General features: G+C 71.1%; 16 protein-coding genes. 2 read left to right on the top strand and 14 right to left on the bottom strand.

Going from position 1 to position 20,119, the window contains the following annotated elements; translation table 11 throughout:
- Positions 1-490: 490 nt before the first annotated feature.
- The 4 genes from IE278_RS20130 to IE278_RS20115 all read right to left on the bottom strand — a co-directional run bounded on the left by IE278_RS20130 (position 491) and on the right by IE278_RS20115 (position 4,036).
- Positions 491-1,729: a cytochrome P450 gene (locus IE278_RS20130; RefSeq protein ID WP_189774248.1), complete on the bottom strand. Its 1,239-nt coding sequence runs from the start codon at positions 1,727-1,729 to the stop codon at positions 491-493.
- Between the two features lie 146 nt (positions 1,730-1,875).
- The gene (locus tag IE278_RS20125) at positions 1,876-3,141 is read right to left on the bottom strand and encodes an NAD(P)/FAD-dependent oxidoreductase (protein ID WP_246570420.1); all 1,266 of its coding nucleotides are present in this window, start codon (positions 3,139-3,141) and stop codon (positions 1,876-1,878) included.
- Positions 3,138-3,338, bottom strand: a complete 201-nt coding sequence (locus tag IE278_RS20120; RefSeq protein ID WP_189774246.1) for a ferredoxin — start codon at positions 3,336-3,338, stop codon at positions 3,138-3,140. Before IE278_RS20120 ends, IE278_RS20125 begins: the two co-directional genes overlap by 4 nt.
- 41 nt (positions 3,339-3,379) lie before the next feature.
- Positions 3,380-4,036, bottom strand: coding sequence for a TetR/AcrR family transcriptional regulator (locus tag IE278_RS20115; protein ID WP_189774244.1), 657 nt, complete (start codon positions 4,034-4,036; stop codon positions 3,380-3,382).
- A gap of 359 nt (positions 4,037-4,395) precedes the next feature.
- Between IE278_RS20115 and IE278_RS20110 the strand changes: the two genes are divergently transcribed.
- Both IE278_RS20110 and IE278_RS20105 read left to right on the top strand, forming a co-directional pair.
- Positions 4,396-6,048, top strand: coding sequence for a PP2C family protein-serine/threonine phosphatase (locus IE278_RS20110; protein ID WP_246570418.1), 1,653 nt, complete (start codon positions 4,396-4,398; stop codon positions 6,046-6,048).
- A 5-nt stretch (positions 6,049-6,053) separates the two neighbouring features.
- Positions 6,054-7,316, top strand: coding sequence for a cobalamin-dependent protein (locus IE278_RS20105; RefSeq protein ID WP_246570416.1), 1,263 nt, complete (start codon positions 6,054-6,056; stop codon positions 7,314-7,316).
- A 32-nt stretch (positions 7,317-7,348) separates the two neighbouring features.
- On the opposite strand, the gene IE278_RS20100 is transcribed toward IE278_RS20105, so the two are convergent.
- From IE278_RS20100 to xylB, 10 genes are all read right to left on the bottom strand, one after another.
- Complete coding sequence (locus IE278_RS20100) at positions 7,349-10,150, bottom strand: alpha/beta hydrolase (RefSeq protein ID WP_189774238.1); 2,802 nt, start codon at positions 10,148-10,150, stop codon at positions 7,349-7,351.
- 211 nt (positions 10,151-10,361) lie between these two features.
- Complete coding sequence (locus IE278_RS20095) at positions 10,362-10,934, bottom strand: hypothetical protein (protein ID WP_246570414.1); 573 nt, start codon at positions 10,932-10,934, stop codon at positions 10,362-10,364.
- Between the two features lie 125 nt (positions 10,935-11,059).
- Positions 11,060-11,644 carry an RNA 2',3'-cyclic phosphodiesterase gene (gene thpR / locus IE278_RS20090; protein WP_189774236.1) on the bottom strand — a complete coding sequence of 195 codons (585 nt, stop codon included), beginning with the start codon at positions 11,642-11,644 and terminating at the stop codon, positions 11,060-11,062.
- A 138-nt stretch (positions 11,645-11,782) separates the two neighbouring features.
- On the bottom strand, positions 11,783-12,361 hold the full coding sequence (locus tag IE278_RS20085; protein WP_189774234.1) for a dihydrofolate reductase family protein: 579 nt from the start codon (positions 12,359-12,361) through the stop codon (positions 11,783-11,785).
- 185 nt (positions 12,362-12,546) lie between these two features.
- Positions 12,547-12,951 (bottom strand): FKBP-type peptidyl-prolyl cis-trans isomerase, encoded by a 405-nt coding sequence (locus IE278_RS20080; protein ID WP_189774232.1) that lies wholly within the window; start codon positions 12,949-12,951, stop codon positions 12,547-12,549.
- Positions 12,952-13,194: 243 nt separating this feature from the next.
- Complete coding sequence (gene exaC, locus IE278_RS20075) at positions 13,195-14,718, bottom strand: acetaldehyde dehydrogenase ExaC (RefSeq protein WP_189774229.1); 1,524 nt, start codon at positions 14,716-14,718, stop codon at positions 13,195-13,197.
- Positions 14,719-14,950: 232 nt separating this feature from the next.
- Complete coding sequence (locus tag IE278_RS20070) at positions 14,951-16,219, bottom strand: GAF domain-containing protein (RefSeq protein ID WP_189774227.1); 1,269 nt, start codon at positions 16,217-16,219, stop codon at positions 14,951-14,953.
- Positions 16,220-16,415: 196 nt separating this feature from the next.
- Positions 16,416-17,027, bottom strand: coding sequence for an N-acetylmuramoyl-L-alanine amidase (locus IE278_RS20065; RefSeq protein WP_189774225.1), 612 nt, complete (start codon positions 17,025-17,027; stop codon positions 16,416-16,418).
- A gap of 278 nt (positions 17,028-17,305) precedes the next feature.
- Positions 17,306-18,514, bottom strand: coding sequence for an ROK family transcriptional regulator (locus tag IE278_RS20060; RefSeq protein WP_189774224.1), 1,209 nt, complete (start codon positions 18,512-18,514; stop codon positions 17,306-17,308).
- 125 nt (positions 18,515-18,639) lie between these two features.
- On the bottom strand, positions 18,640-20,085 hold the full coding sequence (gene xylB, locus IE278_RS20055) for a xylulokinase (RefSeq protein WP_189774222.1): 1,446 nt from the start codon (positions 20,083-20,085) through the stop codon (positions 18,640-18,642).
- Positions 20,086-20,119: the final 34 nt, after the last annotated feature.

Below are 20,119 nucleotides of genomic sequence, written 5' to 3'. Positions count from 1 at the left end.
CAGGCGTACCTCGGTCACGCTCACGCCCTCCGGAGCCCCGAACGCCTCGACCATCACTCCCTTTGCCGGAGAACGCGTTGCTGATGCTCAGTTGGTGCTTCTGCGCCGCGCACTTCTCCGGCGCGTTCAGCGGCACAGGGTCGACCAGGACGGGCAGCGTGGAGTCGGGCGTCGGCCCCGTTGGAGACCTTCGGGGCGCAGCTCTGCGAGATGAGGTTCGCAGGCTGCCGCCACCGCCCACATGAGTACCCGTACTCAATCCGCTCGGACGGGCTGAAGAGGACGCCGACGGCCCGTGAATCATCCAGCCCGTCCGGCGTTTGAGGACCGGGGGTTCGGGGGCGGAGCCCCTGAGTCGGTGACGGGATCGGGTAAGGGCGGCGGGGGCGGAGAGGGAGCTGGAGCAGGCAGAACCCTCTGGCTCAGGAGACGGTCGGCGTGGGTATGGGTGAGGGCGCGGGCGTGGACGTCGCGGGGATCGGCTTGCCCGTCACCAGGTGACGGGCAGGGCGTGGAGGCCGTAGATGATGGCGTCGTACTTGAAAGGGATCGCGTCGAGGTCGTCGACGGCGCGGAGCGTGGGGATGCGGCGGAAGAGGGTCGGGTAGACGACCTGGAGTTCCATACGGGCCAGGGGCTGGCCGACGCAGTGATGGGCGCCGGCGCCGAACGCCTGGTGCTGGCGGGCGTTGCGGGTCAGGTCGAGGCGGTCGGGGTCGGGGAAGACCGAGGGGTCCCGGTTGGCGAGTTCGCCGAGGAGGATGACACCTTCTCCGGCGCGGATGGTGTGGCCGGCGACCTCGATGTCCTCCACCGCGGTGCGGCGGCGGCCGAGGTGCACGATGGAGAGGTAACGCAGGAGTTCCTCGACGGCGTCGCGGATGACGGCGGGGTCGTCCGTGTCGCGGATCAGGGCGAGTTGATCGGGGTGCTGCAGCAGCAGGAGCGTACCCAGGCTGATCATGTTCGCGGTGGTCTCGTGTCCGCCGAGGAGCAGGAGCACACCCATCGTGGCGGCCTCACGACGCGTGAGTTCGCCCTTCTCGATCTGTGTGCAGAGGCTGGACAGGAGATCGTCCCCGGGTTCGACGAGCTTGCGGCCGACGAGCTCGTCGAGGTACGTGGCGAGGTTGGTGTGGGCCGTGCGGCGTTCCTGGGGGGAGGCGACGGCGGAGACGATGGTCTTGCTGTTGGTCTGGAAGAACTCGTGGTCCTCGTAGGGGACGCCGAGCAGTTCGGAGATGACCAGGGACGGGATGGGCAGGGCGAAATCCTGGACCAGGTCGGCGGATGCGGAGCCCGCCAGCATCGCGTCGATGAAGTCGTCGGTCATCTGCTGCACGCGGGGGCGCGTCGCCTCGACGCGCTTGATCGTGAAGGTGCCGCTGACCATGCGGCGCAGCCGGGCGTGTTCGGGGTCGTCCATGCCGACGAAGCTCAGGTCGGTGCCGCCGGCGTGGGCGTGGGCCGGGTCCACGGGGCTGGGGAAGCCGGGCCGGGTGAACTGCACACTCAGGCGCGGGTCGGACAGCAGGGCCTTCTGCTCGGCGTGCCCGGTCACGGCCCAGGGGGTGCTGCCACCCCAGGAGCGGACCCGGGTGAGCGGCCCGTACCCGGACAACGCCCGCATGTCGGGGGAGGGGGCGAAGGGGCACTCGGCGGAACGCGGCGCGGGGAAGTCGGGGATGTCGTGGCTGCGTGCGTCGGGGGTGGCGGGCTTGCCGGTCATGGTGTCCTCCAGTGGGGGCCGCCTCGGTCATGAGAGGCGTAAGAGGCGTAAGGGGCGCAAAGGGTGCGAGAGACGTAAGAGGTGCTTGGGATGAAAGAGGCGCAGGGGGTGCAAGCGACGGATGGCGGTGGAAGGCGTACGGCGGATCACCGCGGGGTGGCGGCGGATGTGGGCCGGGGCGCGGGTGCGTAACGGCCGAGGAGATGCTGACTGTGCAGGCGCGCCTGTTTGGGCATGTTCCAGCCGAGGACGGCGACCGGACGGTCCTCGTTGTCGACGTACCGCGCGACGAACCGGCCCTGTTCCACGGCACCTTCGACGATCCGCACGGTGGCGGTGGGCGCGGGCAGCCCGTACACCTGGATCCTGACGCCGAACTGGTCGGTCCAGAAGTAGGGGACGGGGCTGTACGGGCGGTCCTCGCCCAGGATGTTCGCCGCGACCAGCGTGGCCTGCTCGGTGGCGTTCGTGCGGTTCTCCAGCCGCAGTGACCGTCCGAGGCCCTCGTGGTGGAAGCGGGCCACGTCTCCCGCGGCGTAGACGCCGTCGGCGGCACGGCAGCGGGAGTCGCACACGACTCCGTCCCGCAGGACGAGTCCGCTGTCGGTCAGCCAGTCGGTGGCAGGGATGCCGCCGACCGCCTCGACGACGAGATCCGCGCGAAGAACTTCGCCACCACCTACCGGGCGGTCACCGACGGCCGCGCGGACATCGGTGACTGTGCGGACATCGCCGACCGTGCGGACACCAGTGACGCGTCCGCCCGCCGTCTCCAGTCCGTCCACCGGCGAGTCCGGGCGCAGCCGCACCCCGTGCTCGCTGTGCAGTGCGGCAAGGAGCTGGGCCACGTCGTCGCCCAACTGCGCCCGCATCGGGGCCGTCTGCGGCCCGGCCAGGGTGACATCGGCGCCCATGAGGCGGGCCGTGGCGGCGATCTCGGCGCCGAGCACCCCGTCGCCGACGACCACGACCCGCTCGGCCTTCAGCAGTTCCTCGCGCAGCCGGCCGGCGTCGTCGAGGGTCCGCAGCACATGCACGCCCGCCGCACCCGACAAGCCGGGCAGTCTGCGGGCGTGCAGGCCGGTGGCCAGCACGACGGCCTCCGCGCGCAGCTCCGCTCCGCTCCCGGTACGCACGGTGCGGGTGGCGGCGTCGAGGGCCACCGCGCGCTCACCGAGGACGAGTTCGGCGTCCAGGGCGTCCAGTACGTCACGGGTACGCAGTTGGGTGCGCTCTGCCTCCCAGGTCCCGGCGAGTACCTGCTTGGACAGGGGCGGCCGGTCGTACGGGGCCCCCGCTTCCTCACCGAGCAGGGTGATCCGGCCGCGGTAGCCCTTGCGGCGCAGGCTCTCCGTGACGGCCAGGCCCGCGGCGCTCGCCCCGACGACGAGCACGTCGGACGGCGTGCTCACGCGTCCTCGTGCAGTTGGATGGCGGCGGCGGGGCATACGCCGGCGGACTCGCGGGCTCCTTCGTGCTGGTCGGCGGCGGGCGCGGCGTCGAGCAGCACGACGATCCCGTCCTCGTCCCGCTGATCGAACACTTCGGGCGCTATCACGACGCACTGACCCGCGCCGCAGCACTTCTCCTCGTCCACGGTGATCCTCATGCTGTCTCCTCTGCTCAAGGTGGCGGTTCCAGGTGGCCGATTCAGTGGCTGGTGGTGGGCGCGGCGAGCATCCCCACCAGCGCGTCCTCCAGGGCGTCGGCGGTGCGTTCCCAGGACGTGCCGGGCTCGGTCGCGGCCTCGGTGGCCAGGGTGCGTTCGCGTTCCGCGCAGACGTGGGTGATCAGATGACGGGCCATCGCGGCACGCTGCGGGCGGATCTCGGGGGGCACGATGTCGTACAGACACCGGCCCAGCCCCTGGAGGGTGCGGCGCAGGCTGTCGCGGGTGAGCGACTCGTCCTCCACCAGCGTCCGCATCAACGGGTCGGTCATCACCTGCGCGGCGAACCGCGCGTGCCAGGACGGAACGCCCAGCTCGGCGTTGTGCTCGGTCACCGGTCGCAGCAGACAGCGCACCCAGTCCCGCAGGTCGGAACTGTCTCCGGCGGCCTCCACATAGCGCGTGCGGATCGTGTCGACCTGGGTGCCGTGCCTGCTCATGATGGCCCGTACGAGCGTCGCCTTGCTGCCGAAGTGATAGCTGACGACGGTGGTGTTGCCCTGCCCGGCGGCTTCGCCGATCTGCCGGTTGGAGACGTTCGACAGCCCGTGCTCGGCGTAGAGGCGCTCGGCCGCCGTCATGATGGCCTCGCGTGTGTCGGCGCCGCGGCCGGTGCGGGTCTGGTGGGTTCCACCCATGGCAGTCTCCTTGAGCCGACGTTCACGATCACTAGACACCTGCCCGCTGATTAAGTCAACCGACTGACTTAAAATGCGAGGCGGTCAGATGCGCCGTCCGGCCCGAGTCGCGCGCATTGTCCAGTAGTCGGCGAGACGTTGTCGGAGGTATCGCCAAATACTGTCTGTAGTCATATGCCGTCGGTAATCTGCGGGTCTCCTGCTTTCGAGTGGAAGGGTGATGGGGGTCCGTGCCAGCGGGTTCCGAATCGATGGTCTCCTTGCCGGAGCGCTTGCCGAAGCACTCGCCGGAGCAGACGGAGCAGACGAGCACGCGTGGTGCGGGTCCTGCCGCGCGGCGTCGCGAACCGTATCCGGCGGTGACGGCGGACGCGTCCGGCATCGTGCTGTCCCACAACGCGCAGGCCGCCGTGCTGCTGCCGCGGGTCGCTGCCGGTGTCGTGCTGGGCGAGATCGCGCCCGCCTGGCTGACCGAGGCACACATGCGGCTGGGCGGCGGCGCGGGGGAGGAGTTGTCGGCGCGGGCCGACGGCGCCCCGGACCCGTCGGCCTGGGCCGAGGGCCGGATCGACGCGTACTGGGTGAAGGCGCTCGCCGCACCGGGCGTGGACGGCGCGGTGACCTGGTGGCTGGTCGTCGAGAGCACTCCGGGAAGCACTCCCGCAAGCGTCCCGGCAAGCACGACGGCAAGCACCCCGGTAAGCGCCGCGGGGGAGTTGGCGCACGAGCGGGCGAGAGCCGGACTGCTGCAGGAGCTCTCCTCCGACCTGCTCACCTCGCTGGACGTCGACCGCTGTACGGCGATGACCGCGAGACGGGCGGCCCGGGACCTGGCGGACGCGGCTGTCGTGGTCGGGACGGGCGACGGACGCACCTTCCCCGTGACGCGGTGCACTGCCGACGGGCCCGTGGTGCAGGAGCGGGTTGCCCTGGATCCCGGACAACTGCCGGGCCTCGCCGAGGCGTTACAGGGGCTTCCCGCGGTGTCCTCCCGCTGGATCGATCCCCGCGAGGTGCCGTCCTGGGCCGTACCCGAGGGGTTCACGGGCGGCGTCGCCGACATCGGTTCCGTCGCCGTGGTGCCGTTACCGGGCCACGGTGTGCCGACCGGATGCCTCATCCTCCTGCGCCGCCGCCGGCAGACCGAGTTCACCCCCGCCGAGGAGTCCTTCGCCCAGCTCTTCGCCGCACGTGCGGGCGCAGCCCTGTCCGTGGCCCGGAGCCACACCCGTCAGGCGCACAGCACCGACGTGCTGATACGCGACCTGCTGCCGCCCTCACTCGGCCGGGTACACGGCATCTGCTTCTCCGGCGGCTACCGCGCCTCGGTGGCGGACGAACTCGTCGGCGGTGACTTCTACGACCTCTACCCGGCCGACACACCGGAGGCCGAGACCGTCGCGGTACTCGGTGACGTGTGCGGCAAAGGGCTGGAAGCGGCGGTCGTGGCAGGCAGAGTGCGCCACGCGCTTCAGGCGCTGATTCCTTTCGCCGCCGACCACACCCGCCTGCTGACCCTCCTCAACGGCGCACTGCTGTCCTCGTACCGGACACCCTTCGTGACCTTGGTCCTGGTCACCGCTGTGCGCCAGGACGCAGGGGTGCGACTGCGCATCTCCAGCGCGGGCCATCCCGCCCCGCTCATCGTGCGCGTCACCGGCCAGGTGGAAGAGGCCCCGACCGACGGCACACTGATCGGCGTGTTCGCCGACATCGCGTTCAGGACCGCCGAAGTCGCCCTGCAACCCGGTGAGACCTGCCTGCTGTATTCCGACGGAATAACCGAAGCGCGCGGTGGGCCGCTGAACGACGTGATGTTCAGCGAGGACAGGCTGCGCGCCGTACTGGCCCAGTGCGCCGGGATGCCGCCCGAAGCGATCACCGAACGCGTGCAGATGGTCATCGCCCAGTGGGTGGGAGAGGGCCCGCACGACGACATGGCCGTTCTCGCGATCGGCGCGCCCCGCGACACCTGTCCGACAACGGTGAACGAACCACCCAGGGAAAGGTGAAACGCGTGACCGACGGCAAGGACGTCCACTCCCTCGCCGAGCCGCGAGAGCAACTGTGGCAGGCGCTGGGGGAGTGCGACGAGACTCGCGCCGTCGCCATCGTGCGCCGCGCGCTCGACACGGCAGGACACCGGCAGGAGGCAGAACGCCGGCAGACGGCAACGGAACGCAACCGGGCGGCGGTGGAACCCACCCAGGCGCCGGAGCACATGCGGGCGCCGAAGCACATGCGGGCGCCAGAGCACGTGCGGGCGCCAGAGCACGTGCAGGTGCCAGCGCACATGCGGGCAACCCCTGCCGACTCTTCGGCCGCTGCACGAATGCGTGCCGCGGGCGAGCGCGTTCTGCTCGAACTGATCGCGCCGGCGCAGGAACGGATGGGCCGGGCCTGGGCGGCCAACGACATGACGGTGGCGCAGGAACACGCCGCCACGGCCATAAGCGAACGGTGCGTCGCGGCCGTCGCCGACGCCACCGCGCCCGCCGTCACCGGTACGTGCGTGGGAAGGGTTCTGGTGTCGTGCGTCGACGGCGAGTGGCACTCCCTGCCCGCACGTCTGGTCAGCGAGGTGCTGCGGTTACGGGGCTGGCGGGTCGACTATCTCGGGGCGCAGGTCCCCACCGAGCACCTGGTCGCGCACGCGCGCCGCACCCGCGCACAGGCGGTGCTGCTGTCCTCGTCCATCCCGACGCTGCTGCCCGGCGCGCACAACGCGATCAGCTCGTGCCAGGGAGCGGGCCTTCCGGTACTCGCCGGAGGGGCCGCGTTCGGTCCGCAGGGCCGCTATGCCCGGCTCATGCGGGCCGAGTGGGCCAAGGACGCACCTGACGCGGCCGCCCTGCTCGGCCGGCTGACGCCGTCCGGTACACACGCGACCCGCCTGCCCGATCTGGACCTGCCGCACCTGGGCGACCAGGAATACACCATGGTCCGCCGAACAAAGCTCCAGTTGGTCAAGCAGACCCTCGCCGACGTCGAGGAGAGGTCTCCCGAGACGCGCGAGTACAGCCAGTACCAGATGGAACGCACCGTCGAGGACATCGACTTCATCGTCAGCTACCTCGCCACCGCCCTCTACGTCGACGACCCCGACCTGTTCACCAGGTTCATCACGTGGACGGCGGACATCCTGGCGGCCCGCGGCGTCCCACCGCGGTGCCTGCTGCCCGCCCTGGACTCGCTGCTGAACCAGCTCAAGGACTTCCCCCGTACGGTCGGAATCCTGACCGCCGCCCACACCCTCCTCACCCCGCCACCCGCACCCTGACCGCGTCACGGAACACCGGGCCTCGAACTCGCCTACGGTGTGTCGAGCACCGTCCCCGTCAGCACCGGCCCGCCCGGCAGCGGTTCGGCGTTGTTGTCGGTCATGGCGAGGCGCATCGACTCGGCCGGCTCGGCCACCTCGTCCCGCACGGTCGGTACGACGAAGTCCACGCCGGTCGCCCCGGGCGGGATGTTCAGCCACGCCCACAGGCTCGCGTCCGACAGCGGCCGTTCGGGGTCGGGCACTTCACCGGACCACTCCGCGAGCCACCGCGGGTCCACGTCCCTGGTGGACAGCTCGGCGCCCTCGGTGACCGGAAGCACCCGTACCGGCTGCCAGATGTCCACCGCCGCGGGCGCGTCCACGGACAGCCGCCAGGTCAGCGCCTCTCCCTCGGTCACCCGGTCCGCGACCGGCGACAGGGTGACCACCGGCTCGGGGTCGTCGTTCGCGACGGTGATCCCGCCCCGGTGCTTGCCGACGACGGCGTGGTGGACGGCCTCGACGGCGATGTCGTGCTCCACGTCGTAGCCGTAGACCGTGTCGCCCCTCACCTCGACCGGCACGTCGATCGCGTCACTGCCGGGCCGTACGGTCACGAGGCGGTTCTCGGCCCGGCCGCTCTCCGGGTCGAGGACGTACACGCGGACCTGCCCGCTGCCGTGCCCGGAGATCTCGACCGGGATCCGGTAGGTGCGGGTGCCCGAGTCGCCCTCCTCGACGGTCGTGCGGCCCACGTCGACACGCGGCAGTACGGCCGCCCGCACCGCCGGAGTACCGGGCGCCCAGCCCCAGGCGTCCATCAGCCAGGCCCGCCCGGACGGCGAACGGGGCGTCAGCTCAAGGGACGTGACCCGCCGCAGATCGAGTCCGGCCCGGTTCGCGGCCGTCAGCGGGACGCGCAGCTCCTGAGCCCAGTAGGAGGCGGTGCGCGCGGAACCCGGGAGTCCGTCCACCCGGACCGAGCCCAGCGTCACCCGACGGTCGGACGAGTCGGTGAGGGACACGTCGAACGTCGTGCCGGTCGTGTTCGGCGGTACGAAGACCCGGAGCGCGAGCTTCTGCGAGCCGCGGAGGGAGAGCGGCTCGGCCGGGGTGATACGCGCGGCCGAGCCCGGCGCGGACCACTTCAGGTCCACCGCGCTACGGCCGGTCTCCTGTTCCGTCTCCCACGACGCGAAGTGCGGTGACGATCCGGGGGTCTCCGGGTCCAGACAGGCCACGGCCGGGTCGGGATCGGCCGCCGAACACAGCCGGGCGCCGGTCACCTCCACCCCGCCGTCCGGCAGGAAACCACCGCTGCGGCGGGCCCCGACCGCGTGGGTCAGCACCCGCGCCGGGTCCGCGGACGGGGCCCGCCTGCCGGAACCGTCGAGCAGCGGACGCACCCGGTCGTCCCCGGCGACGAAGAGCCGGGCCGCGGCGGCGATGTACGTGGCGCCCGCCTTGTGCTGCTGGGCGGCGGTCAGCCGGGTCGCGGTACCCGGCGTACACACCGGGTCCGGCTCCTCCGGGTCGATCGTGAAGTCGTCCCTGGCCGGCGCGACGGCCTCACCCGGGGTCCACTCGCTGTTGAAGTAGTTGTGGTTGGCGCCGACCATGTACACCGCGCTGTGCAGTGCCGTGCCCCGGCCGATCCCGCGCGTCCCGTCGACGAAGTCCTCGCCCTGGAGGTCCGACACGTCGCCGTCGCAGCCCGGCAGCAGCGTCACGGACGGCACGTCCGCGACCGGATTCCGACCGAAGATCGTCGGTCCGACGAGCACGGTCCCGCGTACCTTCCAGCGCACCGGGCCCCGGTAGCCGTCCTCGGCGGCCGGCGGCGGGTACAGGCTGTCCATGGCGGCCCGGTTGACGCCCTCGCCGCCGCGCGAGTGACCGACGAGCAGCACCCGGGAGAGGTCCGCCTTCGCCGCCTCACGCACGACGGCCGGGGTGGAGGAGCGAGGGGCCGGGGCGGAGGAACGCCGGGCGGTCCAGTCGGCCCAGTGGGCGAGGTGCTGCCGTACCAGCGAGGAACGCGCCTGCGCGCCGGCGTCCTCGGCCTGCCAGTCCTGGGCGTTGATGCCGTTCGCCGAGATCGACACCGTCACATAGCCCTGCGAGGCCAGCAGTTGCTGGTCGCGCAGATAGCCCAGGTGGCTCGGAATCGGCTTGTAGCCGTCCGCGCAGGGCCAGTCGCCGGTCACGTCGTCCTCGGAGCCCGGCTTGTAACAGGTGTCGTGGCGGCCGTGCAGGAACAGCGCGAGCGGCCGGCTGCCGGTGGCCCCCTTCGGCGCCACCACCTCGGCGGTCATCTCCACCGGGGTGTCGAAACCGGGCAGCCGCACGGGCGCGAGGTCGTACTCCCCGGTGACCGTACGGTACGCACCGGGCCTGCCCGGATCGACGCCGTTCGCCGGTACCTGCGTCCGGGCCTTCTCGGGTACGCGGGGTACGTGCGGGCCTGACCTGTGGGTGTCGTCGGCCGCCGCGTCCAACCGGCGCCCCGCAGCCGTCACCTGCAGATCCGACAGCTGCTCGGGCCGCGTCTCGCCGAGGGCGAGCCGGAACGTCCGCCCGTCTCTCGCCGGCTCCGGCACCCCGAGCAGCCGGTCCCCGGTACGGAACTCGACGCGCGCATCCCCCATGGGCACGGCCTTCGCCGCCCGCCAGACCAGCTCACGCGCCCCGCGCTCCCCGCCGATCCGCCACCCCGGCGGCAGCGGATGGTCGTCCTTCGCGCTGAACAGCCCCGCCTCGTGCGGCTGTTCGGCCTGTGCCGGTCCGGGCGAGCCCGCCAGGGCCACCAGCACCGCCACGGCGGTCACACGTATTCGCCGGGTACGGATCAATGATCCACTCCTCACCACCGCATGCGCGGACGTCCCGTCGGTCCCGGGCGCCTCTCGCGTCCCCTAGGACGGAGGCGGAGTGGCTGTGGGTTGTCTGTGAGGGGGTGTTGAGAGCGGGCGAGCGATGCGATCAAGCCAGGGCGGTCGTGGTGCGACAGCACGCTCCGGCATCCACGGATGCCGGAGCGCGCTGTCAGGTGGACGGGTCCGGCTACCACCAGTCGGTGCACTGCACCACCTGGCCACCCCCGCCTCCGCAGGCGCGGAACCGGTAGTTCGGGCTGTTGTCCGTCAGTTTCGCGGCGCTGGTCAGCGGAAAGCCGTCGCGAGTTGCCCTGAAGGGTCCGCACTGGACATGGACATCCCGGCCGTTCAGAGTCCAGTCCATCCAGATCTCGTCTCCGGTACGCGGGGCCGCGAGCGCGGCGAACCCGTACACCTTGTTGTCGATGCTGACTGCTCGCAGGCTGATGCGCCCGATGAGCCCTTGCGGGTCGGAGGGGTGCAGCGTCCTGTCCGCCGGGCCGGCGGGGACACCGGCCAGATTGTCGGCGATGTCGCGGAAGCCGTTGGCGCCACGCTCGCAGTCCGACGGGGCCGCGAGTGCCGTACCCGGCACGGCGACGGTGACTCCGCCTGCCAGCAGTACGCCGGCGGCGGCGGTGCAGACTAGTTTGGCCCTTGCACGTCTGGTCATGACGATGCCTTCCCCTGGGTCGACGAACAGCGAGTACAGCGAGCAGAGCGCGTACGGCGAGTACGGCTCGGGCTGTGGGCGCCGCATGTGCCGAACCCCGGCGGCGCCGCTGCAAGACAACCAGGGGAGAGGGGGCCACTGTCCTGACACCTGTCAGGTTGCGCCGCAGCGCTGGGGGTGAATGCGGAAACGAGGATGGCGAGGGCGGAAGATCAGTAAGCAGGGGCCAGTGACCATGCGTCGATGTCCTGGTAGCGCCGCGGACCCGGGTGGCCGCTTACCGTGCTGCCGACCAGGTGGAGGCGTTCGGTCTGCCACGGGCGGCCGGTGAAGCCGTTGAGGCAGGCGGCCGCCGCCGTCACGGACGCGTTGTCGTAGCGGCGAGCGCGGGCCAGCGTGAGGTGGGGACGCAGCGGACGTTCGACGAAGGCGAGGCCGCAGTCCCTGACCCGCGCCCGTACCGCTTCGGCCAGCTCATGCAGTCCGTCGACATCGCCCGCTATGCCGCTCCACAGCACTCGCTCGTCGAAGTGACCGCCACCGAGCAGTGACAGTTCGAGAGAGGGGCGGGTGGCCGCGAGATCAGCGAGGGGTGAACGAAGCGTCTGCACGACCTGCACCGGCACCTCGCCCAGGAAGGCAAGGGTGATGTGCCAGTCCTCGATGCGGTTCCAGCGCAGGTCGGGGCAGGCGGCGTAGGCCGGGCTCAGCGCGTGCGCCAGCTCGTCCTTCGCGTCGTCGGGCGGCGCGAGGGCGATGAACGCGTGCTGGGTGGCGGTCCGGGGCGGTTCGATCACGGATGTCTTCCTACCTCATGCGTCCGTGAGTCAGAAGTCCGACTGCCTGTCGTGCACTGCCTGTCGTGCACTGCTTGTCGTGCCGAGTCGGCACGACACGGGACCGCACCGACAGCCCCACCGCTCCCCGCACGCCACCTAGCCGTTCGTGGTGGGCGGCCCGTCGAGGACGGTGGGCGCGTACTCCAGCAATTGGAGTCGGCCGTCGAAGGTGCGGTTCTCGACGAGTTCGAGGCGGACGTCGGGGTACTGGTCGAAGATCCGTTCTTTCCCGGTGGCTCCGGTGATGACCGGGAAGACGACGACGCGGAAGCGGTCCACGAGACCAGCCGCGAGCAGCGAGCGGCACAGAGTGAGGCTGCCGAGGGTGCGCAGGGGCTGTGCCGTGTTCTTCTTCAGGTCCCGCACGGCGTCGATGACATCCTCCGTGACCAGCGTGGTGTTCGGCCAGTCCAGGGGTTCCTTCAGGGTCGACGAGAAGACGATCTTGGGCATGGTGTTCAGCTCGGCGAAGCCCGGGTCGTCGGGTGCCTGGGCGGCGAAACCCGACATCAGCCGGTAGGTCGTGGCGCCCATCAGGCTGACGTGCTGCTTCTCGCCGTCACTGTCGAGCCAGGCGAGGTACTCGGGCCCTTCCAGGCCCCAGAACCCGGGCCAGCCCTCAGCGGAGGCGTATCCGTCGAGCGAGATGATGAAGTCCACCATGAGGCTTGCCATCAGACTCCTCCTTCAGGAGTAGGCGTGTGAGCGTGCGTCGAAGCGGTTGACCGACGCAGCCTCGAAAACTCATCGCCGAGCCGTCAGGTTGTCCGATGCCGGATGCCGGATGCCGGACGGTGGGTCGGTGGGTCGGTGGGTCGGGTGGCGGATGGCGCACAGCGGGTGAACGGTCGCGATGGGCGCTAGGCGTGGGTCCACCCGGCTGTGCCGCGGTACACGTCCAGCAGGTCCACCACGAAGAGGAGGGTCGAGCCCGCCGGGATCAACGGTGATGGCGACTGATTGCCGTACCCGAGACGTGGGGGAACGATGATCTCGCGTCGACCGCCGACCTTCATCCCCTTCACCCCTCGGTCCCAGCCCTTGATGACCCTGCCACCGCCCAGGGCGAACTTGAACGGCTGGCCCCGGTCCCAGGAGGCATCGAACTCCTTCCCGGACTCGAAGGCCACCCCGACGTAGTGGACCCTGACCACCATGCCCGACTTCACCTCGGCCCCGTCCCCGACGACCAGGTCCCGGATGGTCAACTCGGTAGGCGCGTCACCCTCGGGAACGTCGACCTCGGGCTTCGTCAGTTCACTCATCGCACTCTCATCGCTGGCTCGCTGCCGAACGCCCTTCCTACGGGCTGTCCGGACACATGGCACCCCATGCGGCAGACGGCCACGCTACAGGGGTGCCGAAGCCGCCTGACGGTCACTTCCCATGCCCGGTCCACTCTGAGGTGATCGCGGAGAGCGGAGAGCGGAGAGCGGAGAGCGGAGAGCGGAACACGTGTGAAGGTTGCCCGGAGCGGAACGGAGACCCCAGGCAACCGACGCGAGACTCTAGAAGAAGCCGAGCTTCTGAGGGCTGTAAGAACACAGAAGGTTCTTCGTCTGCTGATAGTGCTCCAGCATCATCTTGTGGTTCTCACGGCCGATGCCCGACTGCTTGTAGCCGCCGAATGCCGCGTGCGCCGGATACGCGTGGTAGCAGTTCGTCCACACCCGGCCCGCCTGGATCGAACGCCCCGCGCGATACGCCGTGTTCATGTCCCGCGTCCACACCCCGGCACCGAGTCCGTACAACGTGTCGTTGGCGAGCTTGATGGCATCGTCGAAGTCCGCGAACGACGTGACGGACACGACGGGACCGAAGATCTCCTCCTGGAAGATCCGCATCCGGTTGTCCCCCTGGAAGATCGTCGGCTGTACGTAGTACCCACCCGCCAACTCCCCGTCGTACTCGATACGGTGGCCGCCCGTGAGGACCTTGGCCCCCTCCTGCTGGCCGATGTCCAGGTAGGAGAGGATCTTCTCCAACTGGTCGTTGGAGGCCTGAGCGCCGATCATCGTCTCGGTGTCGAGCGGGTGACCTGGTTTGATCAACTCGGTGCGGGCGACAGCCGCGTCGAGGAACTCGCTGTAGTGGCCCTGCTGGACGAGCGCCCGGGACGGACAGGTGCACACCTCGCCCTGGTTCAGCGCGAACATCGTGAAACCTTCGAGCGCCTTGTCCCGGAAGGCGTCGTCCTGCGCCCATACGTCGTCGAAGAAGATGTTCGGCGACTTGCCGCCCAGTTCGAGCGTGACCGGTTTGATGTTCTCCGAGGCGTACTGCATGATCAACCGCCCCGTGGTGGTCTCGCCGGTGAACGCGACCTTCGCCACCCGCGCGCTGGACGCCAGCGGCTTGCCCGCCTCCACACCGAAGCCGTTGACGATGTTCACGACGCCAGGCGGCAGCAGGTCCGAGATCAGGCTCATCAAGTAGTGGATGGACGCCGGTGTCTGCTCGGCGGGCTTGATCACGACCGCGTTGCCAGCCGCGAGCGCAGGCGCCAGCTTCCACACGGCCATGAGGATCGGGAAGTTCCACGGAATGATCTGCGCCACGACGCCCAGCGGCTCATGGAAGTGGTACGCCACCGTGTCGTCGTCGATCTCGCTGAGCGACCCCTCCTGCGCACGGACCGCCCCCGCGAAGTAACGGAAGTGGTCGATGGCGAGGGGGATGTCGGCGGCCAGGGTCTCCCGGATCGGCTTGCCGTTCTCCCAGCTCTCCGCGACCGCGAGCTTCTCCAGGTTCGCCTCCATCCGGTCGGCGACCTTGAGGAGGATGTCGGCCCGCGCGGTCACCGACGTGCGGCCCCAGGCGGGTGCGGCGGCGTGCGCCGCGTCCAGGGCCCGCTCCACGTCCTCGGCCGTGCCCCGCGCGATCTCGGTGAACGGCTGCCCGTTCACCGGACTCGGGTTCTCGAAGTACTGCCCACGAGCGGGCTCCACGTACTCGCCGCCGATGAAGTGGTCGTACCGCGACTGGTAGGAGACGATCGCGCCTTCGGTGCCGGGCGCTGCGTAACGAGTCATGTGCTGTGCCTCCCGAGGAAGGGCCGCCCGCCGTTGGACAGCTCTCGCGGCGAGGGTAGGGACGGAGAGGTTGCAGATACGTTGCGTGGCGGATGGCGGATGGTGGATGGCGAGGGGGCAGCAAGGGCTGGGATGGGGATGGGAACGAGACCACGGTCATAGTCGCGTAGCCGTAGCCGTAGCCGTAGCCGTAGTTGAGGTCTGGTCGTGGTCGTAATTGTGGCCGCGCTCGTCAGTGGCGGGCCCGCCACGGGTACGCCGACTGTTCTGCCTCCAGCTCTGTCAGCCGCGCCCGTACCGGAGCCGTCGGGCGGGCGGCGGCCAGCGCCCTCCAGACGTCGAGGTCGTCCTCGCCCCACGACTCCTGGGCCCAGCACGCCAGCAGGTCGGGGTCACCACCGGAGACGAGCGCCGCGCGCAGTCCGTCCGCGAGCCGTCGGCGCAGCCGCACCACCGCCGGCGCCTGGGAACCGGGCAGCAACGGCCCGGCGTACGCCGCCACAGCCGCCGTGATCGCACCGGCGGCGAGTCTGCGCTCCACGACCGCGACATCGGACTCGACCGGAATCGCGAGCCGGTAGGGCCGTGAACCGAGGATCCCGGTGCCGAGCAGCCGTCGCAGGCGGGCCAGTTCCGCGCGCAGCGTCACCGGTGTCACCGACTCGTCCTCGTACAGCGAGCACAGCAACTCGTCGCCGGTCAGGCCGTCCGGATGCCGGGACAGCAGCACCAGGAGTTCGCTGTGCCGGCGGCTCAGGCGCAGTTTGCGGCCGCCTGCCACGAGAAGCGCCTCGTCCCGGCCCAGGGCGGTCAGCTGCAGGGCGTCGGTGGCGGCCGGTATCGGGGTGAGCAGCGCCAACTGGGACTCGGCGGCGCGCGCCACGGCCTGGACGAACCCCAGGCTGTGCGGATGCGCCAGCCCGTCCCCGCCGGTGATGTCGACGGCGCCGAGCAGCCGTCCCGTGCGTGGATCGTGCACCGGAGCCGCCGCGCACGTCCACGGCTGGACACGCCGGATGAAGTGCTCCGCCGCGAACACCTGCACCGGCCGGTCGAGCGCGACCGCCGTACCCGGTGCGTTCGTGCCCATGGCGGACTCCGCCCATCGCGCGCCCGGCACGAAGTTCATACCGTCCGCCTTCTGCCGGGTGGCGGGATGGCCTTCCACCCACAGGAGTCTGCCCTGCGCGTCGCAGACCGCGAGGAGGTGCTCGCCGTCCGACGCGAACGTGCCCATGAGTTCACGGAACAGCGGCATCACCGGGGCCAACGGGTGCTCCGCCCGATACGCCCCGAGGTCTCCGTCGGAGAGTTCCACACACGCGGAGCCGTCCGGTCCGACCCCGGCCCGCGCCGAACGCCGCCACGAGTCGGCCACCACGGACCGCACCGGTCGCGAGACCGTACCCGCCTCGGTGAACGTGTCGTGGGCGCGGCGCAGCACGCGAACCCGCTCGACAGGGTCGGCGCCCGGATTCAGGGCCACCCATGGATCGGTCAACCCGGCCTCCCGCAAAGCGATGGGACTGGACGTGATGCGGCTGGTGACATCGTCACTCGGGTGGTGGACGCGGACAAGCGTCGCGGTCCGTCGGGACGACCACGCCCACCCGTTGGGCCTCACCCCTGAGTCCTCACCCCAGGGTCCCCACCTCGGGTCCTCGACCCATGCTTCTCGACCCTCGGTTCTCGGACGGTCAGGCGAAGTTGACGAGTCTGATGTAGCGCGTCCAGTCCCAGTTCGGGCCGGGGTCGGTGTGGTCGCTGCCCGGTACTTCGTAGTGGGCGAGGATGTGTGAGCGGTCCTTGGGAATCGCGTACTCGGTGCAGATCGCCGCGGTGAGTTTCGCCGACTCCTCGTACAGGGCGTTGGTGAAGTACTCCGGCTTGTCCACCCAGCCCTCGTGCTCGATGCCGATGCTGCGGGTGTTGTAGTCCCAGTTCCCCGCGTGCCAGGCGATGTCGCGCTCGCGCACCATCTGAGCGATGTGGCCGTCGGCGGACCTGACGACATAGTGCGCGGACACCTGCTTCTTCGGGTTCTGGAAGATCGCGAGGGTGTCCGAGTACGTCGCCTGTGTCACGTGGATGACGACGAAGTCGACGGGGTGGCTCGTCGGACGGTTGGCCACCGTGTAGTTGGAGGGGCTTGCCGGGGACCACTCGGACTGCGGGTAGTCGAAGCCCCGCGGCGCCGCGTCGGCCCGCGTGGTGGGGAGCAGTGCGGTGGAGAGCGTGGCGAGGGCCGCGCTCTGGAGCAGGCGCCGCCGACTGGGCAGGGTGGCTGGCAGGTACTTGGCTCGGTCCACAGGTTTCCTCTCGGAGGGACGACGTGGGGGACAGGGCTCAACGAGTCGGGGCAGCGCCGGTTTCGTGCGGGAACTCGTAGTCGCGCGGTTCTCACGTGAAACACGGTACGGGTCTTGCCGGTTGGCGAGGAGAGGCCCGCCCAGGTCCGTGGACAGCACTGTGATTGTGGACAACTCGGCCACCCGAAAGGGTGATTACGACCCCTGGACGCCAACAACAAGCGAGACCCCACCTGCCGGACCTGCCGGACCTGCCGGACCTGCCGCACCCGCCAGACCTACGCCCCGCCCCCCACCGCCGCCGGATCGTCGAGCACGGCCCGTACGACGGAGTGCGCGGCGCCCAGCAGCGGGCCTTCCGGGCCGAGCCGGGAGACCGACACCGAGCAGGCGGGACCCGCCGTCCTGCGGGCCAGCTCCCGCTCCAGCGAGGGCAGCAACCAGGGCGCCAGCCCGGACAGTGCGCCGCCCAGCACGACGGCCTCGGGGTCCAGCAGATTGACCGCACCCGTCAGCGCGATACCCAGCGCGGTACCGGCGTCGCGCAAGGCCCGCCGTACGTTCTTGTCGCCTCCCGCGGCGTGTTCGGCGAGCAGGCCGACCCGGTCCTCGCCCGGTTCCAGGCCGGCCGCGCGCAGCACGGCCTCCTCGCCCGCGTACTGCTCCAGGCAGCCGCGCCCGCCGCAGGCGCACGCGGGCCCCTCGGGCCGTACCGGCACATGTCCCAGCTCGCCCGCGAAGCCACGCGTCCCGCGCAGCAGCCGCCCGTCCACGACCACGGCCCCACCGATGCCGATCTCCGCGGAGACGTGCAGGAAGTCGCGCGGTGCGTCCTCGTTGAGCCAGAGTTCGGCCAGTCCGCCGAAGTTCGCCTCGTTGTCGACGGTCAGCGGCAGTACGTCGGGCAGCAGGGGAGCGAGGTCCGTGTCGAGCCAGCCGAGGTTCGGGGCGCGCACCACGGTCCGGGCGTCGCGCGCCACCAGACCGGGCACGGCGACGGCGAGACCCGCCGGCCACAGCCCTTCCTGGTCGGCCTCGGCGACGATCCGGCGTATCAGCGCGGTCAGTTCACCCAGTACGGGCTCGGGCGCACGGCCGCGGTTGGTGCCGTGCCGCACGACCCGCGCACGCACCTTGCCGCGCAGGTCGACCGCGCACACGGCGAGGTGGTCGACGCCGATCTCCGCGCCGATCCCCGCCGGGCCGCGTCCGCTCAGCGCCAGCGCCGAACCGGGCCGCCCCACCCGCCCCGGCCGCTCGGGGCCCAGCTCGTCGAGGAGGCCGGAGCGGATCAGTTCGTCCACGAGGGTCGAGACGGCCGCCCGGGTCAGCCCGATGCGCGAGGCGACGGCGGCACGGGACAGCGGCCCGTCGGCGTTCACGGTGTGCAGCACCCGCGAGAGGTTGCGCCGCCGCATGCCTTGTTGTGTATCGGGCAGCCGTCGGCCGGGACTGCTGGGGTGCGCCTCGTGGAGGGGTGCTGTCATTTGCCTGAGTCGGTCCTCGTCCGGCCGGTCCCCTGAGGGCTGTCCTGTCCGTGCGGCGGCGCCCGGGGAGCCGGTGCCGCCGCACGGAGGCGACTACCGGCCCCCGCTCCCCGGAGGCGAGGCCGTCAGCGCTGATGGGCCTCCCGCTCCAGCAGCGGGGCCGCGTCGGAGATTACCCCGGCTATCCGCGCGAGCGCCGCCTCGTCCCGTTCACCGGCATCGAGTACCGGCCCGCGTGCCGTGTTCCAGCGCCGGGCCACCGCCGCCGGATCCTCACCGGTCAGCACTCCGGCGGCCTGCGCGGCGGCGCCGAGCGCGACCAGTTCCTTGGCCTCGGGCACCTGAACGGGACGCCCGGACAGACGTCGTACGGTCTCCTGCCACGCCTTGCCCCGGGCGCCCCCGCCGATGAGGAGGAGCGGCGCCGAACGGTCCGCGTCCTCGTCGAGCACCAGGTCGAGGGCGCCGAGCAGCGAGTGGACCGCGCCGTCGTACGCGGCCTGGAGCAGCTGCCCCCGTGTCGTGTCGTGCCGCAGCCCGTGCAGCAGGCCCGAGGCGTGCGGCAGGGCCGGGGTTCGCTCTCCGTCCAGGTAGGGGAGCAGCGTCACGCTCGTACCGGGCTCGACGGCCTCGCGGTCGATACCGAGGAGGGCGGCGACGCGGTCCACGGCGAGGGTGCAGTTGAGGGTGCAGGCCAGCGGCAGCCAGTCGCCCCGCGCGTCGGCGAAACCCGCCACGGTTCCGGTGGGGTCGGCGGGCCGCCGCGTCGACACCGCGTACACCGTGCCGGACGTGCCGAGGCTGAGCACAGCGGTGCCCGGGCGCAGCCCCAGGCCCAGCGCGGCGGCGGCGTTGTCACCGGTGCCGGGAGCGACCAGCGTGCCCTTCGCGAAGGGCAGATCGGCGGAGTCGCGGACGGTCCCCACGACCTCGCCGGGCCTGACCACCCGGGGCAGCAGGGCAGGGTCGAGCCCCACGTGGCCGAGGACCTCCTCGTCGTACGCCTCCGTCCCGGACGCCCACCAGCCCGTACCGGAGGCGTCGCCGCGGTCGGTCGTGCCCAGCCCGGTGAGGAGTCCGGTGAGGTAGTCGTGGGGCAGCCGTACGGCCGCGGTGGCGCGGACGGACTCGGGCTCGTGCTCGGCGAGCCACGCCCATTTGGTGACGGTGATGGACGGCCCCGGCACGCTGCCGGTGCGCTCGGCCCACGCCTTGGGCCCGCCCAGCTCCTCCACGAGGCGGCGGGCCTGCGGCGCCGACCGTACGTCGTTCCACAGGAGCGCGGGACGCACCGGAGCGCCCTGCGCGTCGAGGGTGACGAGTCCGTGCTGCTGACCGGCTACGGAGACCGCCGCGGCTTCGCGTGCCGCGTCCCCGCACTGGTGCAGCGCCTCGCGCAGCGCGTCCCACCACTGGAGGGGGTCGCTCTCGCGGCCCGCTCCGGTGGACACGGTGTGCGGCGCCTGACCGCTCGCCACCACGTCACCGGTGGCCACGTCCACCACCAGGGCCTTGGTGGATTGGGTGGACGTGTCCACGCCAACGACGAGCGGACCCTCGGCTGCTGACATCGAGCTCTCCCTCTTCCGCGGCTCCGCGGGGTCT

The organism is Streptomyces tauricus, assembly GCF_014650955.1.
In the GTDB taxonomy this organism is placed as follows: domain Bacteria; phylum Actinomycetota; class Actinomycetes; order Streptomycetales; family Streptomycetaceae; genus Streptomyces; species Streptomyces tauricus.
This window is presented reverse-complemented; position numbering and strand designations above follow the sequence as displayed.